At 70.8% G+C, this 19,427-nt stretch carries 14 protein-coding genes; 8 read left to right on the forward strand and 6 right to left on the reverse strand.

Going from position 1 to position 19,427, the window contains the following annotated elements; translation table 11 throughout:
• The first annotated feature begins 253 nt into the window (after nt 1-253).
• From secA to ACLBYG_RS04130, 7 genes are all read left to right on the forward strand, one after another.
• Nucleotides 254-3,145: a preprotein translocase subunit SecA gene (gene secA, locus ACLBYG_RS04100; RefSeq protein ID WP_026604963.1), complete on the forward strand. Its 2,892-nt coding sequence runs from the start codon at nt 254-256 to the stop codon at nt 3,143-3,145.
• Nucleotides 3,146-3,152: 7 nt separating this feature from the next.
• Nucleotides 3,153-3,824 carry a dethiobiotin synthase gene (gene bioD, locus ACLBYG_RS04105; RefSeq protein WP_447680666.1) on the forward strand — a complete coding sequence of 224 codons (672 nt, stop codon included), beginning with the start codon at nt 3,153-3,155 and terminating at the stop codon, nt 3,822-3,824.
• Between the two features lie 114 nt (nt 3,825-3,938).
• The gene (locus ACLBYG_RS04110; protein WP_447680667.1) at nt 3,939-5,882 is read left to right on the forward strand and encodes a potassium transporter Kup; all 1,944 of its coding nucleotides are present in this window, start codon (nt 3,939-3,941) and stop codon (nt 5,880-5,882) included.
• 307 nt (nt 5,883-6,189) lie between these two features.
• Nucleotides 6,190-6,594 (forward strand): hypothetical protein, encoded by a 405-nt coding sequence (locus ACLBYG_RS04115; RefSeq protein WP_056525297.1) that lies wholly within the window; start codon nt 6,190-6,192, stop codon nt 6,592-6,594.
• Between the two features lie 158 nt (nt 6,595-6,752).
• Entirely contained in the window at nt 6,753-8,153 is a 1,401-nt protein-coding gene (ahcY, locus tag ACLBYG_RS04120) for an adenosylhomocysteinase (protein WP_012317745.1), read from the forward strand.
• A gap of 371 nt (nt 8,154-8,524) precedes the next feature.
• Complete coding sequence (locus tag ACLBYG_RS04125; protein WP_447680668.1) at nt 8,525-11,128, forward strand: ATP-binding protein; 2,604 nt, start codon at nt 8,525-8,527, stop codon at nt 11,126-11,128.
• Nucleotides 11,129-11,165: 37 nt separating this feature from the next.
• Nucleotides 11,166-12,398 (forward strand): MFS transporter, encoded by a 1,233-nt coding sequence (locus ACLBYG_RS04130; protein ID WP_447680669.1) that lies wholly within the window; start codon nt 11,166-11,168, stop codon nt 12,396-12,398.
• Nucleotides 12,399-12,617: 219 nt separating this feature from the next.
• Here the strand turns inward: ACLBYG_RS04130 and tolB are convergent, their stop codons facing one another.
• The 4 genes from tolB to tolQ form a co-directional block, all read right to left on the reverse strand.
• Nucleotides 12,618-13,955: a Tol-Pal system beta propeller repeat protein TolB gene (tolB, locus tag ACLBYG_RS04135; RefSeq protein ID WP_091976958.1), complete on the reverse strand. Its 1,338-nt coding sequence runs from the start codon at nt 13,953-13,955 to the stop codon at nt 12,618-12,620.
• Nucleotides 13,956-14,021: 66 nt separating this feature from the next.
• Nucleotides 14,022-15,422 carry a cell envelope integrity protein TolA gene (tolA, locus tag ACLBYG_RS04140; protein WP_447680670.1) on the reverse strand — a complete coding sequence of 467 codons (1,401 nt, stop codon included), beginning with the start codon at nt 15,420-15,422 and terminating at the stop codon, nt 14,022-14,024.
• A 9-nt stretch (nt 15,423-15,431) separates the two neighbouring features.
• Nucleotides 15,432-15,878: an ExbD/TolR family protein gene (locus tag ACLBYG_RS04145; protein ID WP_020093363.1), complete on the reverse strand. Its 447-nt coding sequence runs from the start codon at nt 15,876-15,878 to the stop codon at nt 15,432-15,434.
• A 27-nt stretch (nt 15,879-15,905) separates the two neighbouring features.
• The gene (gene tolQ / locus ACLBYG_RS04150; protein WP_012317751.1) at nt 15,906-16,622 is read right to left on the reverse strand and encodes a protein TolQ; all 717 of its coding nucleotides are present in this window, start codon (nt 16,620-16,622) and stop codon (nt 15,906-15,908) included.
• A 307-nt stretch (nt 16,623-16,929) separates the two neighbouring features.
• Here tolQ and ACLBYG_RS04155 point away from each other — a divergent pair, with 307 nt between their 5' ends.
• The gene (locus tag ACLBYG_RS04155) at nt 16,930-17,718 is read left to right on the forward strand and encodes an HpcH/HpaI aldolase family protein (RefSeq protein WP_020093362.1); all 789 of its coding nucleotides are present in this window, start codon (nt 16,930-16,932) and stop codon (nt 17,716-17,718) included.
• Nucleotides 17,719-17,721: 3 nt separating this feature from the next.
• Here ACLBYG_RS04155 and ybgC read toward each other — a convergent pair whose 3' ends face one another.
• Both ybgC and ACLBYG_RS04165 read right to left on the reverse strand, forming a co-directional pair.
• Nucleotides 17,722-18,174, reverse strand: a complete 453-nt coding sequence (ybgC, locus tag ACLBYG_RS04160) for a tol-pal system-associated acyl-CoA thioesterase (RefSeq protein ID WP_042669272.1) — start codon at nt 18,172-18,174, stop codon at nt 17,722-17,724.
• A 90-nt stretch (nt 18,175-18,264) separates the two neighbouring features.
• Nucleotides 18,265-18,990, reverse strand: coding sequence for a DUF4142 domain-containing protein (locus ACLBYG_RS04165; protein WP_042669273.1), 726 nt, complete (start codon nt 18,988-18,990; stop codon nt 18,265-18,267).
• Nucleotides 18,991-19,427 lie beyond the last annotated feature (437 nt).

Below are 19,427 nucleotides of genomic sequence, written 5' to 3' on the forward strand. Positions count from 1 at the left end.
AGTCCTCGGCTCACGTCTCGGCGCCGCGCCGGATCGGCCGGGCGTCGCGCCGCGGCACAGGTGGCCCGCGTCGGGCGAGAAGGCAAGCGCGGCCATTTCACCGGTGCCGGAACCGTGACCGTACCGGCATGCGTTGAGGGCTGCCCCTTCCAGGTGCGCCGGGCGATGTTTACCTCTATAAGCCCGGCCAACTCCGTCCAGGCCGGCCCGCCACGCTCACCCGTGGGCGGGCTCGCGCGTCCGCAGGTCTATGATGCTCGGCTCCATCGCCAAGAAGATTTTCGGCTCCTCGAACGACCGCCGCGTCAAGGGCTACCGCCCGCGCGTCGCGCAGATCAACGCGCTGGAACCGGAGATCCAGGCCCTCTCGGACGAGGCCTTGCGCGCCCGCACCGACATGCTGAAGGCCGAACTCGCCAACGGCAAGAGTCTCGACGACATCCTCGTGCCGGCCTTCGCCACGGTGCGCGAGGCGGCCAAGCGCGTCTTCGGCCAGCGCCACTTCGACGTGCAGCTCATCGGCGGCATGGTGCTCCACGAGGGCGGCATCGCCGAGATGAAGACCGGCGAGGGCAAGACCCTGGTGGCGACGCTGCCGGTCTACCTCAACGCCCTGGAGGGCAAGGGCGTCCACGTCGTCACCGTGAACGACTACCTCGCCTCGCGCGACGCCGAGTGGATGGGTCAGGTCTACCGGTTCCTGGGCCTCTCCGTCGGCACGATCGTGCACGGGCTCGACGATGCGCAGCGCAAGGAGGCCTACGCCTGCGACATCACCTATGGCACCAACAACGAGTACGGCTTCGACTACCTGCGCGACAACATGAAGTACGAGCTGTCCCAGCTGGCACAGCGCGGGCACAACTTCGCGATCGTCGACGAGGTCGATTCGATCCTGATCGACGAGGCGCGCACGCCGCTGATCATCTCAGGGCCGGTGGATGACCGGTCGGAACTCTACGTGGCGGTCGACGCGCTGATGCCGCGCCTGCGCAAGGAGTTCTACGACCTCGACGAGAAGCAGCGCACCGTCTCCCTCACCGAGGAGGGCAACGAGTTCATCGAGGAGGCGATGCGCGAGGCGGGCCTCCTGAAGGAGGGCGACCTTTACGACGCCCACAACGTCACGCTGGTCCACCACGTGAACCAGGCCCTGCGCGCCCACACGCTGTTCACCCGCGACAAGGACTACATCGTCAAGAACGACGAAGTGGTGATCATCGACGAGTTCACGGGCCGCATGATGCAGGGCCGGCGCTACTCGGAAGGCCTGCACCAGGCGCTGGAGGCCAAGGAGCGGGTCACGATCCAGCCCGAGAACCAGACGCTCGCCTCGATCACCTTCCAGAACTACTTCCGCCTCTACAAGAAGCTCGCCGGCATGACCGGAACCGCCTCGACCGAGGCCGACGAGTTCGCCGAGATCTACAAACTCGACGTGGTCGACATCCCGACCAACAAGGAGGTCGAGCGCGTCGACGAGGACGACGAGGTCTACCGGACCGTCGGCGAGAAGTACGAGGGCATCATCGCCGAGATCGACAAGGCGCATGCGCGCCACCAGCCGATCCTGGTCGGCACCGGCTCGATCGAGAAGTCGGAGCACCTCGCCGAGATGCTCAAGAAGGCCGGCTACAGCCTGCTCGACTACTCCGACCCGAACGCGCTGACCGACGTCTACGCCGCCGCCCGCGAGGGCCGGGTGACCAAGCGCTTCGCCGTGCTCAACGCCCGCTTCCACGAGCAGGAGGCCTACATCGTGGCCGAGGCCGGCGTGCCGGGCGCGATCACCATCGCCACCAACATGGCCGGCCGCGGCACCGACATCAAACTCGGCGGCAACCTCGAGATGCGGATCGAGAAGGAGCTGGGCCACCTCGCCGACGGTCCGGAGCGCGACGCCGCCATCGCGGCGATCAAGGCGGAGATCGCCGAGAACCGCACCAAGGTGCTGGCCTCGGGCGAGCCGGCCGATCCGGAGGCGGGCCGCAAGAAGGCGCTGCCCGGCGGCCTCTACATCATCGGCACCGAGCGTCACGAATCGCGGCGCATCGACAACCAGCTCCGCGGCCGCTCCGGACGCCAGGGCGATCCCGGCCGCTCGAAGTTCTACCTGTCGCTTCAGGACGACCTGATGCGCATCTTCGGCTCCGACCGCATGGACGGGATGCTGCAGAAGCTCGGCCTGGAGCAGGGCGAGGCGATCATCCACCCCTGGATCAACAAGGCCATCGAGAAGGCGCAGCAGAAGGTCGAGGCGCGCAACTTCGACATGCGCAAGAACGTGCTCAAGTACGACAACGTCATGAACGACCAGCGCAAGGTCGTGTTCGAGCAGCGCCGCGACTTCATGGGCCAGGACAGCGTCCGCGAGACCGTGGACGAGATGCGCGAGGGCGTGATCGACGACCTCGTTGCCCGCCACATCCCGGAGAACGCCTACGCCGAGCAGTGGGACGTCGCCGGCCTGCGCGAGCAGGTGAAGGAGATCCTCAACCTCGACGTGCCGGTCGAGGACTGGGCCAAGGAAGAGGGCATCGCCGACGAGGAGATGCGCGAGCGCCTGCTCAAGGCGGCCGAGACCGCCTACGCCGAGCGGACCGAGAAGAACGGCGCCGAGGTCACGGCCTATATCGAGAAGCAGGTCCTCCTGCAGACGCTCGACCATCTCTGGCGCGAGCACCTCGTGACGCTGGACCACCTCCGGCAGGTGATCGGCTGGCGCGGCTTCGCCCAGCGGGACCCGCTGAACGAGTACAAGTCCGAGGCCTTCGACCTGTTCAACGGTCTCGTGACCGCCCTGCGCGAGCAGGTGACCGCGCAGCTCTCGCGGGTCGAGATCATGATGCAGGAGCCGCAGGAGGAGTACCCGCCCGGCGGTCCGGCGCTGCCGCCGATGTTCGCCCAGCATCTCGACCCGGTCACCGGCGAGAACGAGATGGACTACGCCGGTCTCGGCTCTGGCAGCGACGGCGGCGGGGGACCGGCCTACGGCTTCGCGGCGCAGGGCCTCGCGGCGGACGGCGCCGTGCTGGAGCGCGACCCGACCGACGCCGCCACCTGGGGCCGCGTCGGCCGCAACGAGCCGTGCCCGTGCGGCTCGGGCAAGAAGTACAAGCACTGCCACGGCAGCCTCCAGGCCTGAGGCGGGGATGCCCGCGCGGGCGCTGTTCATCGCCGGGGCCGGGACCGAGATCGGCAAGACCTACGTCACCGCCGTCCTGACGCGCCGCCTGCGGGCGCAGGGTCGGGCGGTCCGGACGGTGAAGCCGCTCGCGAGCGGCGTCCCGCCGCTGAGCGATCCCGGCTTCGTCGAGAGCGACACCGCCCGGCTGCTGGACGCGCAGGGGCTCGCCCTGGACGAGGAGGCCGTGGAGGCCTGCTCGCCTTGGCGGTTCTCGGCACCGCTCTCGCCGGATCAGGCCGCCGTGCTGGAGGGGCGCTCCCTGGACCTCGCCGACCTTGTCGGCTGGTGCCGGGCTGAGATCGCCCGCACCCAGGACACGCTGCTGATCGAGGGTGTCGGCGGGCTCATGAGCCCGGTCACGGAGGCCGCCACCGGCCTGGACTGGCTCCGCGCGCTCGGCGTCCCGGCGATCCTCGTCTCGGGGAGCTATCTCGGGGCGATCAGCCACGCGCTCACGGCCTGCGAGACCCTGCGGCTCCACGATGTGTCGCTGCGCGCGGTGGTGGTCAGCGAGAGCCTGGGCGCGCCGGCGCCCGCCGCGACCGTGGCCGCGGCCATCGCCCGTCATGCCGGCGCGCCCGTATTCTGTCTGCGCCGTGGCGACGCCTGCCCGGAGGGGCTGACCGGCTCGATCTGAGCGCCGCGACAGCGTCGCTGGACGGCGCGGCCGTGGACCCTAGCTTTACCGCCACGGCGTCGCGCCCGGCGCCCGGATGGTCGAGGCCGGGTGGCGTCGTGGGGGAATCCTGCGGTGAGCCAGACCCTTGCCCCGGCGGCGAGTCCCCGATCCGAGACCGGCCCGGTCGACGCGGGAGCGGCGCGCGACAGGCTCCGGCCGGCCCTCGTCTTCGGCGCGCTGGGTGTCGTGTACGGCGATATCGGCACGAGCCCGCTCTACGCGTTCAAGGAGGCCGTGAAGGCCGCGACCGCCGGCGGCGCCTCGGTTGCTGCGGCGGCCACCGGCGCGGTGTCGCTGATCCTGTGGTCGCTGATCCTGATCGTGTCGCTGAAATACGCGGTGCTGATCCTGCGCGCCGACAACCGGGGTGAGGGCGGCATCGTCGCCATGCTGGCGCTGCTCGGCGCCCGTCAGGCCCGGCCTGGCACGTGGAAGGCGCTGCTGCTGGTGGTCGGGCTGGTGGGCGCGGCGCTGCTCTACGGCGACGGCGCGATCACGCCGGCAATCTCAGTGCTCTCGGCGATCGAGGGGTTGAAGGTCGACGCGCCGTCACTCGGGCCGTACGTCGTGCCGATCACGCTGGTGATCCTGGTCGGTCTGTTCCTGGTCCAGCACAAGGGCGTCGCCGCCATCGGCCGGGTGTTCGGACCGGTCATGCTCGTCTGGTTCGTCGTCCTCGGGCTCCTCGGGATCGCCGGGATCGTCGCCAAGCCCGAGATCCTGGCGGCGGCCAACCCGTTCCGGGCCGTCGATTTCATGCTCCATGCCGGCTGGCACGTCAGCTTCGCGATGCTCGGCGCGGCCTTCCTGGCGGTGACCGGCGGCGAGGCGATGTACGCCGATCTCGGCCATTTCGGCGCCCTGCCGATCCGCATCGCGTGGTTCGCGCTGGTCCTGCCGGCGCTGGTGCTCAACTATTTCGGCCAGGGCGCCCTGCTGATCGCCGCGCCCGACGCCCTGGAGAACCCGTTCTTCCGCCTCAGCCCCGACTGGGGCCATCTGCCCCTGGTCGCGCTCGCCTCGATGGCGACCATCATCGCCTCGCAGGCGATCATCTCGGGCGTGTTCTCCCTGACCCAGCAATCGGTCCAGCTCGGCTTCCTGCCGGCCATGCGCATCGTCCAGACGGCGCACGAGGAGCGCGGCCAGATCTACGTGCCGGCGGTCAACTGGCTGCTCGCCGCCGCGACCCTGACGGCCGTGGTGGTCTTCGGCTCCTCCGACGCCCTGGCCGGCGCCTACGGCATCGCGGTCTCGATGCTGATGGGCATCACCACGCTGCTCGCCGCGCTGATCGCGCTCCGCTGGGGCTACAACCCGATCCTGGTCTTCGCGGTCAACGGCTTCTTCCTCGCCATCGACCTCGTGTTCTTCGCCGCCAACAGCGTGAAGATCCTCGAGGGCGGCTGGTTTCCCTTGGTGCTCGCCGGGCTCGTCGCCGCGATGATGCTGACCTGGAAGAAGGGAAACGAGCTGGTCGAGGAGGCGAGGGCCGCCCTGCGCCTGCCGGAGGACGTCTTCCTCGGCGGTCTCCAGCACCGTGACCTGCTGCGGCTGCCGGGCACGGCCGCGTTCCTCTCGGCGGCCGAGCACGGCATCCCGCTGCATCTCTCGCGCTTCGTCGAGCGCAACCACGCCCTGATGGAGCGCATCCTGATCATCACGGCGCTCTACGAGGAGACGCCGACCGTCCCGCGGGACCGGCGCGCCCACGTGACGATCCTGGCGCCGGATTTCTACCGGGTGATCCTCCGCTACGGCTTCATGGAGGAGGCCTCGATCCCCGAGGGGCTGGCCTGCGCGGTGGAATCGCGCCACCTGCCGCCGAACGTCCTCGACGACATGACCGTCTTCGTCGGGCACGAGACGATCATCCCGCGACGGGACAAGCGGGGCATGGCGCCCTGGCGGGAGAACCTGTTCGCCTTCATGCAGCGCAACGCCGAGCGCACCGGCGCCTTCTTCGGCGTGCCGACCCGGCAGGTCGTCGAGGTTGGCACCGAGATCGAGATCTAGGCCTCGACCCGAGACATTCCCGCCGCCCGGCAAGTCACCGCGGCGGCGCAGTCTAGAACAGGCGGAGTCGTGCGCAGAGATCGGAGCACCCGCCCGGCCGCGATGTGCCTCGATCTGATCCCGGCGATTGACGCCGCGCCCCTCCTGGACGCTGCGCCGGTCCGGACCTGTTTCCAGCGCCGGCTCGCCGATGCACGGAAACTTGAGGCCGTTCCGCAGCCCCTCAGGGAACCGTAGCCTTCCGCCGTCGTTCCGCCCCGACGCAGGCGTCGCGCCCCCGGGGCGCGCGCCGGAATGGAGAGACAGCATGAACAGGGATCATCTCGAGGGCGGCGTCCGCCATCTGCGCGGCCGGATCAAGACGGCGGCGGGCGCGGTGCGCGGCCGGGCCGTCGACCAGCTCGACGGCGCCTACGATCAGGCCGCCGGCGCTGCCCAGTACGCCTACGGCGAGGCCCGGGATACGGTCCGCGACCTGCGCGACGGCGGCGAGCACCTCGTCGAGGAGGGGCGCGCCCGGTTCCGCGACGCCAGCGAGCGCGGGCACGCCCTGGCGGACGAGGCGCTCGAGCGCGGCCAGCACTACCGCGACCGCGCCGTGCGCCACGGGCGCACCCTCGCGGCGCGCGCGGACGAGAACCGCGGCACGACCCTCGCCCTGGTGGCCGCCGTCGCGTTCGGCCTCGGGTGGCTGGCGCGGCCGACCCGCTGAGCGGCGGACGGGACCTGATCCGGAGCGGGGCGGGCGTTCGCGCGGCCGCCCCGCCGATCAGAACGCATAAAGACATCTTTATGTCTTGATTGCTTCGTAGGCCGCGCGGTGGTAGGGGGTTGCCCCGACCCGCAACGCGAACACGGAGCCATCGACTCATGGCCAAGGATTACATCGTCAAGGATATCGGGCTGGCCGATTACGGCCGGAAGGAGATCTCGATCGCCGAGACGGAGATGCCGGGCCTGATGGCGGTCCGCGAGGAGTACGGCGCCGCGCAGCCCCTGAAGGGCGCGAAGATCGCCGGCTCGCTGCACATGACGATCCAGACCGCCGTGCTGATCGAGACCCTGAAGGCGCTCGGCGCCGACATCCGCTGGGTCTCGTGCAACATCTACTCGACCCAGGACCACGCCGCCGCCGCCATCGCGGCCGCCGGCATCCCGGTCTTCGCTGTGAAGGGCGAGACCCTGGAGGAGTACTGGGACTACACCTCGCGCCTGTTCGACTGGCACGACGGCGGCATGCCGAACATGATCCTCGACGACGGCGGCGACGCGACCATGTTCGTCCATCTCGGCCTGCGCGCCGAGAACGGCGACACCGCGTTCCTCGACAAGCCGGCCAGCGAGGAGGAGGAGGTCTTCTTCGCGCTCCTCAAGCGCAAGCTCGCCGAGAAGCCGAAGGGCTGGTTCGCCGGCCTCGCCGACAGCATCAAGGGCGTCTCCGAGGAGACCACCACGGGCGTCCACCGCCTCTACGTGCTGGCCAAGGAGGGCAAGCTGCTCTTCCCGGCGATCAACGTGAACGACTCGGTCACCAAGTCGAAGTTCGACAACCTGTACGGCTGCAAGGAGTCGCTGGTCGACGGCATCCGCCGCGGCACCGACGTGATGATGGCCGGCAAGGTCGCGATGGTCGCGGGCTTCGGCGACGTGGGCAAGGGTTCGGCCGCGTCCCTGCGCAACGCCGGCTGCCGCGTGCTCGTGTCGGAGATCGACCCGATCTGCGCGCTCCAGGCCGCGATGGAGGGCTACGAGGTCGTGACCATGGAGGATGCGGCCCCGCGCGCCGACATCTTCGTCACCGCCACCGGCAACAAGGACATCATCACCATCGACCACATGCGGGCGATGAAGGACCGGGCGATCGTCTGCAACATCGGCCACTTCGACAACGAGATTCAGGTCGCCGGCCTGAAGAACCTCAAGTGGTCGAACATCAAGCCGCAGGTGGACGAGATCACCTTCGCGGACGGCCACCGCATCATCCTCCTGTCGGAGGGTCGCTTGGTGAACCTCGGCAACGCCACCGGTCACCCGTCCTTCGTGATGTCGGCCTCGTTCACCAACCAGACGCTGGCCCAGATCGAGCTCTGGTCCAACCCGGGCAAGTACCAGAAGCAGGTCTACACCCTGCCGAAGACCCTCGACGAGAAGGTCGCCGCCCTGCATCTGGAGAAGATCGGCGTGAAGCTCTCGAAGCTCCGCCCCGATCAGGCCGCCTATATCGGCGTCTCCGAGAGCGGCCCGTTCAAGCCCGAGCACTACCGCTACTGAGCCCGCATCGCCGGTGGCGCGGACGGCCTCGTTTCCGGGGCCGGCACCGCGCCGCCGCGATCCGGCGGCGCGGCCCGGTGGAGAGATTTGGAGGCCCGGCGCGCTGCGCCGGGCCTTCTCGTTTGTCAAGCGCAGACGGCCGAATCGAACTGTGTCTTCTGTGTGTCGTTAACGGCTGATTATGCCGACTTTGCCCAAAGCCACGCTTCGTTCCCCTTCCGGGGCGATTCCGCCGCACCTAGAGTGCGGGCGAATCTTAGATCGATGGGGCTGCGGCGGTTCGGGAGAATCGCCGCGGGAACGGTGCCTTCTGCGCCGCGCGGCGACGCGCGCCGGTCGGACAGCCATCGGGTACGTGGGCGGGGCAAACCATGGGTGTCGGTCGTGCGACACACGTTCGGATCGGCGTGGGCGCGCTCGCGCTGACGACGGCGAGCGCGGCCTTCGCCGAGCTGCCGGAGGCCGCCGCCGCGCATCCCGCGCGGGAGATCCACAGCGTGGCCGCCCTGGCGATCTTCGGCGGCCTCGTCGCCTTCGCGGTGATCCTGTCGCTCCTCCACCTCTACGAGCGCGGCCGGTGGACCCGCCGCGAGCGCGAGCTCGCCGCGACCCTCGACGTCCTGCGCGGCGCCCATGACCGGGCCGAGATGCTCCTCAACGCCGAGCGGCAGATCATCGTCACCTGGGATCATCGCAGCGAGCCGGTGGTCGAGGGCGACATCAGCCTCGCGATCCACGGCGAGCGGCCGACCTCCGGCTACGCCCGCCGCGTCCTGGCCTTCGGCACGTGGCTCGTCGCCGCGGACGCGGCCGCCGTCGAGACCGCCGTGGAGACCCTGCGGGCGCGCGGCACCAGCTTCGCGCTGAGCCTGCGGACCCAGACCGGCCGCAACATCGAGGCCCACGGGCAGGCCGTGGCGGGGCGGGCGCTCCTGCGCCTGCGCGAGACCAGCCAGGAGCGCTGCGAGATCGCCGACCTGCGCGCGACCCTGGACGAGACCCGCCGGGGACTCTCGGCCCTGTCGGGGCTCCTCGATGCGATCCCCCAGCCGGTCTGGCGGCGCAACCGCGACGGTGGCCTGAGCTGGATCAACGCCGCCTACGTGGCGGCGGTCGAGGCGGAGAGCCGCGAGGCCGCCCTCGATGCCGGCCTGGAGCTGTTCGACCGGCCGGCCCGCGAGACGATCGCCCGCGAGGAGGCGGCCCGGTTCGCCGGCCTGACCCGGAGCGTCCCGCGCCTCTCGGCCATCGTGGCCGGGAACCGGCGGATGCTCGACGTATTCGAGACCGGGCTGGAGACCGGCCGCGTCGGCATCGCCATCGACGTGTCGGAACTCGAGAGCGTGCGCGCCGACCTGCAGCGGCAGATGAACGCCAACGTGCGGACCCTGGACCAGCTGCCGACCGCGGTCGCGATGTTCGACGTCTCGCAGCGGCTGATCTTCCACAACGCCGCCTACCGGCAGCTCTGGGACCTCGATCAGGCCTTCCTCGACGGCCGGCCCTCCGACGGCGAGATCCTCGACCACCTGCGGGCGGAGCGGAAGCTCGAGGAGCACGCGGATTTCCGCGGCTGGAAGCAGGGCGTGCTGTCCGCCTACCGGGCCGCGGAGGCGAACCAGACCTGGTGGTACCTGCCCGACGGCCGGACCCTGCGCGTGGTCGCGGACCCGAACCCGCAGGGCGGCCTGACCTACCTGTTCGACGACGTCTCCGACCGCCTGAACGCCGAGTCCCGCTACAACGCCCTGCGCCGCCTGCAGGCCGAGACCCTGGACACGCTGGCCGAGCCGGTGGCCGTGTTCGGCGCGGACGGGCGCCTGTCCCTCGCCAACCGCGCCTTCTTCACCGTGTGGCGGCTCGACCCGGAGATGATCGAGGAGCGCCCGCACGTGGACGCGGTGATCGCCGCCTGCCGGGCGCTCGCCCCCGTCGAGGAGCCGTGGCTCGACATCCGCGACGCGGTGGTCGGCCTCGAATCGCGCACGGCCCGGACGTGCCGCCTCGAGGTGGTCGACGGCACCGTCCTCGACTGCGCCGCGCAGCCGCTCCCGGAGGGCGCGACGCTCCTGACCCTGATCGACGTCACGGCGAGTGTGAACGTCGAGCGGGCGCTCACCGAGAAGAATGATGCCCTGGAGAAGGCCGCGCAGCTGCGCGACACCTTCGTGCACCACGTCTCCTACGAGCTGCGCTCCCCGCTCACCAACATCATCGGCTTCACCCAGCTTCTCGGCGACGAGACCGTCGGCGCGCTCAACGAGCGCCAGCGCGAGTATTCCGACCACATCATGCGCTCCTCGGCGGCGCTGCTCGTCATCATCAATGACATCCTCGACCTTGCCTCGATCGACGCCGGCTCGCTGGAGCTGCAGCGGGAGGAGGTTGACGTCCAGGCCACCGTCGAGGCCGCCGTCCGCGGCATCGAGGACCGGCTCGCCGAATCGCACATCACCCTCGCCCTCGACGTGCCGGAGGATATCGGCAGCGTCCACGCCGACGGGAAGCGGGTGCGCCAGATCCTGTTCAACCTGCTCTCGAACGCCGTCGGCTTCTCGGATGCCGGCCAGCGCGTGGAGGTCCATGCCCGCCGGACCGCGCAGGAGCTTCTCCTCAGCGTGCGCGACCACGGCCGGGGCATGCCCCCCGAGATCGCCGATTCGGTGTTCAATCGCTTCGAGAGCCACACCCTCGGAACCCGCCACCGGGGCGTCGGCCTCGGCCTGTCGATCGTGCGCTCCTTCGTCGAGCTGCACGGGGGACGGGTGCAGCTGGAGACCGCGCCGGGCAGCGGCACCCGCGTCACCTGCACGTTCCCCACCGACCTCGCAGGCGAGGGCCGGCACGCGCCGCCGCTCGAACCCGAGCCGCCCGTCCTGTCGCCGCCGCCGCCGCCGCCGCCGCGCAAGCCGACCCTGACGCTGCAGTCGAGCAGGCCGGAGCCGCCGACATCCGACCGGCGAACGTCACCGTAGCGCTTGATTCCGCGGCCGGTCCCGCGCAGCAGGAGGCATGTCCGCGCATGATCGTTCCGGCTGGGCCGTCTTCGGCATCGGCGACTTCCGCCTGTTCGGCTCGGCCCGGTTCCTCACGGGCCTCGCCTACCAGATGCAGGCGGTGGCGATCGGCTGGTACGTCTACAACCTGACCCATTCCGCCCTGGCGCTGGGCCTCGTGGGCCTCGCGGGCTTCCTGCCGGCGGTGCTGTGCGCGCTGATCACCGGCCACGTCGCCGACGCCTACGACCGGCGCCTCGTCGGCGCCGCCGCCTTCGCGCTCCAGAGCGCCGCGAGCCTCGGCCTCCTCGCCTGCGCCCTCGCGGGCGTGCACTCCGTCTGGCCGATCTACGCCCTGGTCATCGTCGTCGGCACGGCCCGGGCCTTCGCCAACCCGGCCCTGCAGGCGCTGCTCCCGACCCTGGTGCCCGGGCCGCTTTTCGGCTCGGCGATCGCGTGGAACGCGTCCCTCTGGCAGAGCGCGTCGGTGATGGGGCCGGCGCTCGGCGGCTTCCTCTACGCCCTCGGACCCGCCGTCGTGTTCGGTGGGGCAGGGGGCAGCTTCGCCCTGGCCAGCGCCCTGACCCTGCTGATCCGCTACCGGCCGGCGGCGGTGAGCGAGCGGCCGCCGATCACCTGGGCGGCGCTCTCGGCCGGGATCGACTACATCCGCTCCCAGCCGGTGGTGCTCGGGGCGATCAGCCTCGACCTGTTCACGGTGCTGCTCGGCGGCGCCACGGCGCTGCTGCCGATCTACGCCGCGGAGGTCTTGCACGTCGGCCCGCTCGGCCTCGGCGCGCTCCGGAGCATGCCGGCCTTCGGAGCTGTCGCCATGGCGGTGCTGCTGGCGAACTACCCCCTGCGGCGCCACGCGGGCGTGCGCATGCTTCGCGCCGCCGCGGTGTTCGGGGCCGCCACGGTCGCGTTCGGGCTGTCGACGTCGCTGCCGCTGTCGATGGCCTGCCTGTTCGTCACGGGCGCCGCCGACATGATCTCGGTCTACGTGCGCCAGACCTTCCTGCAGGGCGAGACGCCGGACGCGATGCGCGGCCGCGTCTCGGCGGTGAACACGGTGTTCATCGGCGCCTCGAACGAGCTCGGCGAGTTCGAATCGGGGCTGCTCGCCGCCGCGATCGGCGCGGTCCCGGCGGTGGTGGTCGGCGGCGCCGCGACGGTCGGGGTCGCGCTGCTCTGGGGCAGGCTCTTCCCGGCGTTGAAGGCGCGCGACCGGCTGATGGTGCAGGGCTAGCGCGCCGTCGCGCGGCTCAAGACGCGACGCGTCCCGGATGACGGCCGTGGCGATCGTGGCCCCGCGAGCCGGCGCCGCACGAAACGCGGGTCCCCTCTCCCGTGTGGGGGAGGGGTAAGGCGCAGCTCTCTCGACCGGACCTGCCGTCCTGCCGAACCGTTGCACCAGAATCGGGAACGGTCCCGGAGCCCGCCTCGTGAGCCGGGCTCCGCGACGGGCTCAGCGGCCCGACAGCAGCGGCGACCAGGTCGGGTCGGACGCGTAGGCGGGCGTCGGGACCGGCTGCTCCACCTTGCCGGTGATGTCGACCATGAACAGCTTGCCGCCGCCCTGGCCGCCCGGATCGCGGAAGAACAGCACGTACTGGCCGTTCGGCGCGAAGGTCGGGCCCTCGTTGTGGAAGCCCTCGGTGAGCACGCGCTCGCCGGAGCCATCGGGCTTCGAGACGCAGATGGCGAAGCCGCCGTTGCGCTGGCGGGTATAGGCGATCAGGTCGCCCCGGGGCGAGAAGGCCGGCTGCGAGGCCGAGCCGGGACCGAAGGTGATCCTGTGCGGGTTCGAGCCGTCCGCCCCCATCACGTAGACCTGCTGGGAGCCGCCGCGGTCGGACTCGAAGGCGATCTGCGACCCGTCCGGCGAGTAGGTCGGCGAGGTGTCGATCGCCATGCCGTTGGTGATCGAGCGCTGGGCCTTCGAGGCGAGGTCCATCGTGACGATGTCGGCGTTGCCGCCCTGCTGGACGCTCATCACGATCTTGCGGCCGTCCGGCGAGAAGCGCGGGCTCGCGCTCATCGAATCGACGTTGCCGAGCGCCTGGCGGGAGCCGGTCTCCAGGTTGATCATCTGTACCCGCGGCTGGTGGCCGGTGGCCTGGGCCATGAATGCGATGTCCTGCGTGGCCGGCGAGTAGCGCGGGGCCACGATCGACATTTCGCCGGTGGTGATCGCCCGGACATTGGCGCCGTCCTGGTCCATGACCATCAGGCGCTTGCGGCGGTTCTCCTTGGGGCCGGTCTCGTCCACGAAGGCGATGCGGCTGTCGAACCAGGGTCCGAGGCCGGTGATCTTGGTGTAGACCCCGTCGGCGATCAGGTGGCCGGTGCGCCGGACGTTGGCGGCGTCGGTGCCGTATTGCTGGCCGGTCATCTGCTGGCCGTTGGTCACGTCCCAGAGCCGGAACTCGACCTTGACCCGGCCGCCCTCGCGGACGACCCGGCCGGTGACGAGGCCCTGCACACCGGTGGCGCGCCACTTCTCGAAGTTCGGCGCGGCGTCGAAGTTCGGCTGCTCGGGGAAGCGGGCGTGGTCGAGCGGCGTGAAGTAGCCGGAGCGGCGCAGGTCGTTGGTGACCACGCCGGAGACGAGGCCCGCGAGGCTCGGGTCGCCGCCGAAATCCGCGATGGCGATGGGCATCGGCTGGAAGTTGCCGCCGCCGATGCGCAGCTGCAGCTGCGCCTGGGCCGGCCCCGCCAGGAGGCCCGTCAGCATCACGAGGAGCGCGAGCAGGCGCGCGGCATAGGACGTCGGGAGGCGCCCGACGGAGGGGAGGTGCAGCATGGTGGGTCGGATCCGAGTGACGATCAGACGGGAACGCGGGGACGGCGGGACACTGGCTGGAAGACCTCAGGTCGCCGTGAACTCGAACTCCGCGTTGATGGCTTTCCAGTCGTTGTAGTACGGCGCGTAGGTGGCCGGAATGTTGTACGGCGCGCAGCGGCGGACCGCCCGGAGCGCGGCCTGCGCGATCGACTGGTCGACCGCGCTCGCCCCGCCGCGCATGATCCGCGGCTCCGTGCTGAGCGAGCCGTTCGGGTTCAGGCGGATGTCGAGAACCGGCAGGACCACGCCCTGGGCCGCGCCGGGGGGCGCCGAGTAGCACCGCTCGATCTGCTGCTGGAGCAGGCCGACCAGGGCGTCGCGCAGCGACGGCGAGAGGCGCTGCGCGTTGCCGGTCGCGGCGCCGAGCGCCGCCACCTTCTGCACCGCGTGGCCGGTGGCGCCGGTCGACTGCGACGGCGCCTTCGAGGCGAGCATCGAGCGGATGTCGCCGGCGTTGAACTTGTCGGCAAGCTCGGCCTGCTTGCGCGCCTTGGCCTCGGCATCGGCCTTGGCCTTCGCGTCCGCCATGGCCTTCGCCTTCGCCTTGGCGGCGGCCTCGGCTTTGGCGGCCGCCTCGGCTTTCGCCTTGGCGGCGGCCTCCGCCTTCTCGCGCTCGGCTTCGGCCTTGGCCTCCGCGATCTCCTTCTGACGCTCGGCTTCGGCCTCGGCCTTGGCCTTCGCGTCGGCGGCCTTCTTGGCCGCTTCCTTGGCCGCCTCCTTGGCGGCTTCGGCCTTCTTCGCGGCGGCCTTCTGGGCGGCCGCCGCCGCCTCGGCTTCCTGCTTCTCGATCAGCTTCTCGAGCTGCTCGCGCTTCTCGGCCTCGGCCTCGGCCTTCGCGACCGCCTCGGCCTTGGCCTTAGCCTCGGCCTTGGCGGCGGCAGCCTTCTCCGCGGCGGCCTTCTCGGCCGCCTTCTCTGCTGCCTTCTCTGCTGCCTTCTCTGCTGCCTTCTCTGCTGCCTTCTCTGCTGCCTTCTCTGCTGCCTTCTCGGCCGCCTTGGCGGCGGCCTTCTCGGCGTCGCGCTTCTCCTGCGCCGCCTTCTCCGCCGCCTTGGCGGCCTGGGCCGCCTCCTGCGGATCGGGCTCGGCGCGCAGCGGCATCTCGTCCGCGTTGGCGAGCTTCATCTCGGCCGTGCGGGTCGGGGCGGTCGGCGCGTCCTGCTTGGAATTCTCGGGCTCGCGGTCCTCGAACTTCTCGGCCTTGCGGTCGGCCCGCGAGGTGGCGTTCGGCATCGGCTTGTCGGCCTGACGCTCGCCCTTTGTGATCTCGGAGAACTGGTTCTCGGTGATCACCTCGACGGGCACGCCCTCCTGGGCCTCCGGCAGGGCCGGGGCCGCGACGCTGACCAGCGCCAGCGCGAGGAGCGCGACGTGGGTGCCGGCGGAGATCCAGACACCCGGTTCCTTGCGGTCGAAGCGGAACTCCACGGGACGGCCCTACTGATGCTCAGGCTCGGTGACGAGGGCGACCTTCTTGAAGCCGCCGCCGGTCACGATCGCCATCACCTGCGCCACGCGGCCGTAATCGACCCGCTTGTCGCCGCGCACGAAGACGCGCTCCTCGGTTCCGGTCTTGGCGGTCTCCATGAGCTTCGGCACGATCGAGTCGTCGGTGAGCTCGTCCTCGCCGAGGAAGACCTGGCCGGTCTGGCGGATCGACAGGGTGATCGGCTTCACGTCGGAATTGAGCGGCGAGGCCTTGGATTGCGGCAGGTCGAGGGGCACGCCCACGGTCATCATCGGCGCCGCGACCATGAAGATGATCAGGAGCACGAGCACGACGTCGATGAACGGCGTCATGTTGATCTCGTTGATGGGTCCGCCGCGGCGGCCCCGGCGCCGGCGGCGCTTGCCGCCCTGCGATGCGCCCGCTGCCATGCCCATGGATCGGTCTCCTCTGGATCAGCCGGTTCAGGCGGCGAGCGGCAGCCGCTCGTCGATCTGGCGGGAGAGGATGGCGGAGAACTCGTCGGCGAAGCTCTCCAGCCGCGACTGCGCCTTGGAGACCTCGGCCTGGAGCTTGTTGTAGGCGAGCACCGCCGGGATCGCGGCGAACAGACCGATCGCGGTGGCGAACAGCGCCTCGGCGATGCCGGGGGCGACGACCGCGAGGGAGGTGTTCTTCGAGGCCGCGATCGAGGTGAACGCGGTCATGATGCCCCAGACGGTGCCGAACAGGCCGATATACGGGCCGGCCGAGCCGATCGAGGCGAGGAACAGCAGGCGCGACTCGAGCCGCTCGACCTCGCGGTGGATGGTGACGTCGAGCTGCTTCTCGATGCGCTGCGACAGCGACTGGATCTGCCGGCCGGAGCCCTCGAAGCTGCGCTTCCACTCCCGCATGGCGGCGACGAAGACGGCGGCGAGGCCCGTGGCCGGCCGGTCGTTGAACGAGCGGAACAGCTCCTCCAGGGAGCGGCCGGACCAGAACGCGTCCTCGAACGCGTCCATCTCGGCCTTGGTCCGGCGGAACAGCAGCGTCTTGTCGACGATGATCGACCAGCACCAGATCGAGGCGCTGAGCAGCCCGATCATCACGATCTTCACGACGAAGTGGGCCTGCAGGAACAGGCCGAGCAGCGTCATGTCGGCGACAGGCGCGGCCTGCATCGCGTCGGCTGGGTTCATCCGTCGAGGTCTCCTGCTCCGGATCGCGATGCGCCGGGCGAGGCCCGCGTCCGCCGGATCCGTGAGCGATATCAAGGCTGTCGCCCGCGAATCTGTCGAAAGTAAGGGCCGTCGACGGCCCCCGCGCCCCGCCATGGCATCGCCTCCGTTAAGGGCGCGGCAGGGTTAAGGATCGGTTTCGATCCGGGCGATCCTGAGGCATGCAGGCGGTCGGCCGGGCCGTCCGGGCTGGACCTGCCGAAAGCGCCTCCCGTATGGTCGCGGCCCACGGCGCCGAGTCGACAGCCCTGAGATACGCAGGACGCGCATGACCCTCCCCGTTCCCAGCCTGCCCGATCTGCTGCCCACCGGCCCGGCCCGGTTCCTGGGCTGGTCCATGATCGCCGACCCGATGCTGGCCGGCTTCCTGGCGCGCGCCGGATTCGACGCCGTCCTGCTGGATCAGCAGCACGGCACCTACGACTACAAGACGTCGTGTGCGGCGATCACCGAGGTCGCCCTGGCCGGCAAATCGACCCTGGTGCGCGTGCCGGTGGGCGACTTCGCCATGGTCTCGCGGATGCTCGACGCCGGCGCCGCCGGCGTCGTGGCGCCGATGATCAACACCGTCGCGGATGCCGAGGCCCTGGCCGCGGCCGCGAAATTCCCGCCGGTCGGGCAGCGGAGCTGGGGACCGGACCGGGCCATGTGGCTCTCGGGGCTCCGGAACGGCGCGGACTACCTCGCGGGCGCCAACGACCGGGCGCTCACGATCGCCATGTGCGAGACCGAGGCCGGGATCGCCGACCTCGAGGCGATCCTCGCCGTGCCGGGCATCGACGGCGTCCTGGTCGGCCCCGCCGACCTGTCGATCGCCCTGTCCAAGGGGGCGGCCATCGACCCGCTGGGATCGGCGGTCACGGCGGCCCTCGGCGAGATCGCGCGCAAGACCCGGGCGGCGGGCAAGATTCCCTGCGCCTTCGCGCCGTCGCCGGCGCGGGCCCGGGAGATGGTCGGGATGGGCTACCAGCTGGTCTCGGTCGAGTACGACGCGCTGACCATCGTCAACGCCTTCGCGCGGGTGCTCTGCGAGGCCGATCCGGCGCGGGCCGGCTGAGGTCTAGGCGGCCTCGCCGGGCGCGAGCCGCCGCCGCAGCGCGTCCGGGAGGCGGACGGCGCGGCCGTCCCGCACGCAGGCGACCGTGACCTCCGCGGAGACCAGCACTTCGTCGCCCCGTCGGACGTCCTGGGCGAGCTGCATCGAGGCGCCGCGCAGGGCGCGCGTGCGGGTCACGACGGTGAGCAGGTCGTCCATCCGGGCCGGCCGGAGGAAATCGAGGCTCATGCGCCGCACCACGAAGACGAGGCCGCGCGCGTCGCGGTGCAGGTCCGACTGGTCGCCGGCGAGTTCCCGCAGCAATTCGGTGCGGCCGCGCTCGAGGAAGCGCAGGTAGCTGGCGTGGTAGACGAAGCCGGAGAAGTCGGTGTCCTCATAGTAGACGCGCACGCCCATCCGGTGGGGCGGGGCACCGTCCTCCGCGGGTCCGTCACTGGCGGGCTCGATCGCGCTCATGCGCCCCTTTAGCGACGGGCGGTGCGACGGCGCAACACGACGAGGGCCGCCCTGGGGCGGCCCTCGCGCAGATCACGCCATGCGCGGCGCTCAGCCGCCGATGCGGGCCGCGAGGCTCGCCGAGTGGGCGTGCTCGTCGGCGATGTAGGGGAGGGCCTCGGTGGCGAACTTGCGGCCCTGGGCGTTGTCGCCCTGCTTGGCGTAGGCGTCGTAGAGCGCCAGGGTGCGGGCGTCCGAGCGGGCCTGCTGGTCGATGTAGGTCCGGTCGAAGGCCCGGCCGTTCGGGGCCGCCTGGAGCTGCGCCAGACGCGCCTGGCCGCGCTCGCCGAGGGCCACGCGGCGGCCGGGCTCGGCCGGGCTGTTGTCGACGATGCCGACCGCGCCGAGGGCGCCGCCGACGATGCCGGTGCCGATGTTGGCGGCCACCGTCACCGGCGCGAGCACGAGGCCGACCGGGTTGCTCAGGTCGGTGCGGATCCCCTGGTTGTCGGAGACCACCGAGCCGTTGCGGGTCAGGGAGGTATTCGGCGGCAGCAGCGCGTCGGTGGTCGCCTTGCGCTCGACGAGGACGCGGTTGGCGTAGTTGCGGACCCGGGGGTTGCGCGACCGCTGGAGGGCGATCCGGCTCGCCTCGATGCTGGCGGCGTCCGAACGCAGCGCCTCGGCCCGGAAGGCGGGCGTCTCGGTCGCGGCGGCGCCGACGCCGTCCTGATTGGCGAAGGGCAGCACGCGGATCGGCAGGGCGTCCTGCGCGAAGGCGGGCGCCGAGATGGCGGCGACGGACAGGCCGAGCACGGCGAGCGTGAGTTTCTTCATGGCGGAAGTTTATCCCTGACGTTGTTCTTGAGATCGCGAAGATCTGCCGCGATCGGAGGGCAGGACCCTGATCGGGACAGCCTTGCCGGCGCCGAGCGGACCCGGCGCGGTCGCCTCCCCAACTGTCGCGTTTCGGCGCTGTTCCACGCGCTCCGGCAGTTTTTACACGTACGTGATCGGCGAGACGCCCGCCTAAGCTTGGCAATATTGTTCCGGGACGATCGACAAAACGGCTGTTACGGCAGCGACTTGCTGAGATCGCGACGCGGAACTCACCCGTCTGCCGCGCGCAGCACCGTGCGTCCCGCGCATGTGCCCGGTGAAATGCTGGTCCGAATTCAATGCATGGAGACGCGTTGACCGGTCCTCAGGGCTCTCCGTCACCGAAGAAGCCGAACTGCCCGGGCGTCTCGCGCTTCGGTTCCGGCATCTGCATG

It is taken from the genome of Methylobacterium sp. D53M, from assembly GCF_053345625.1.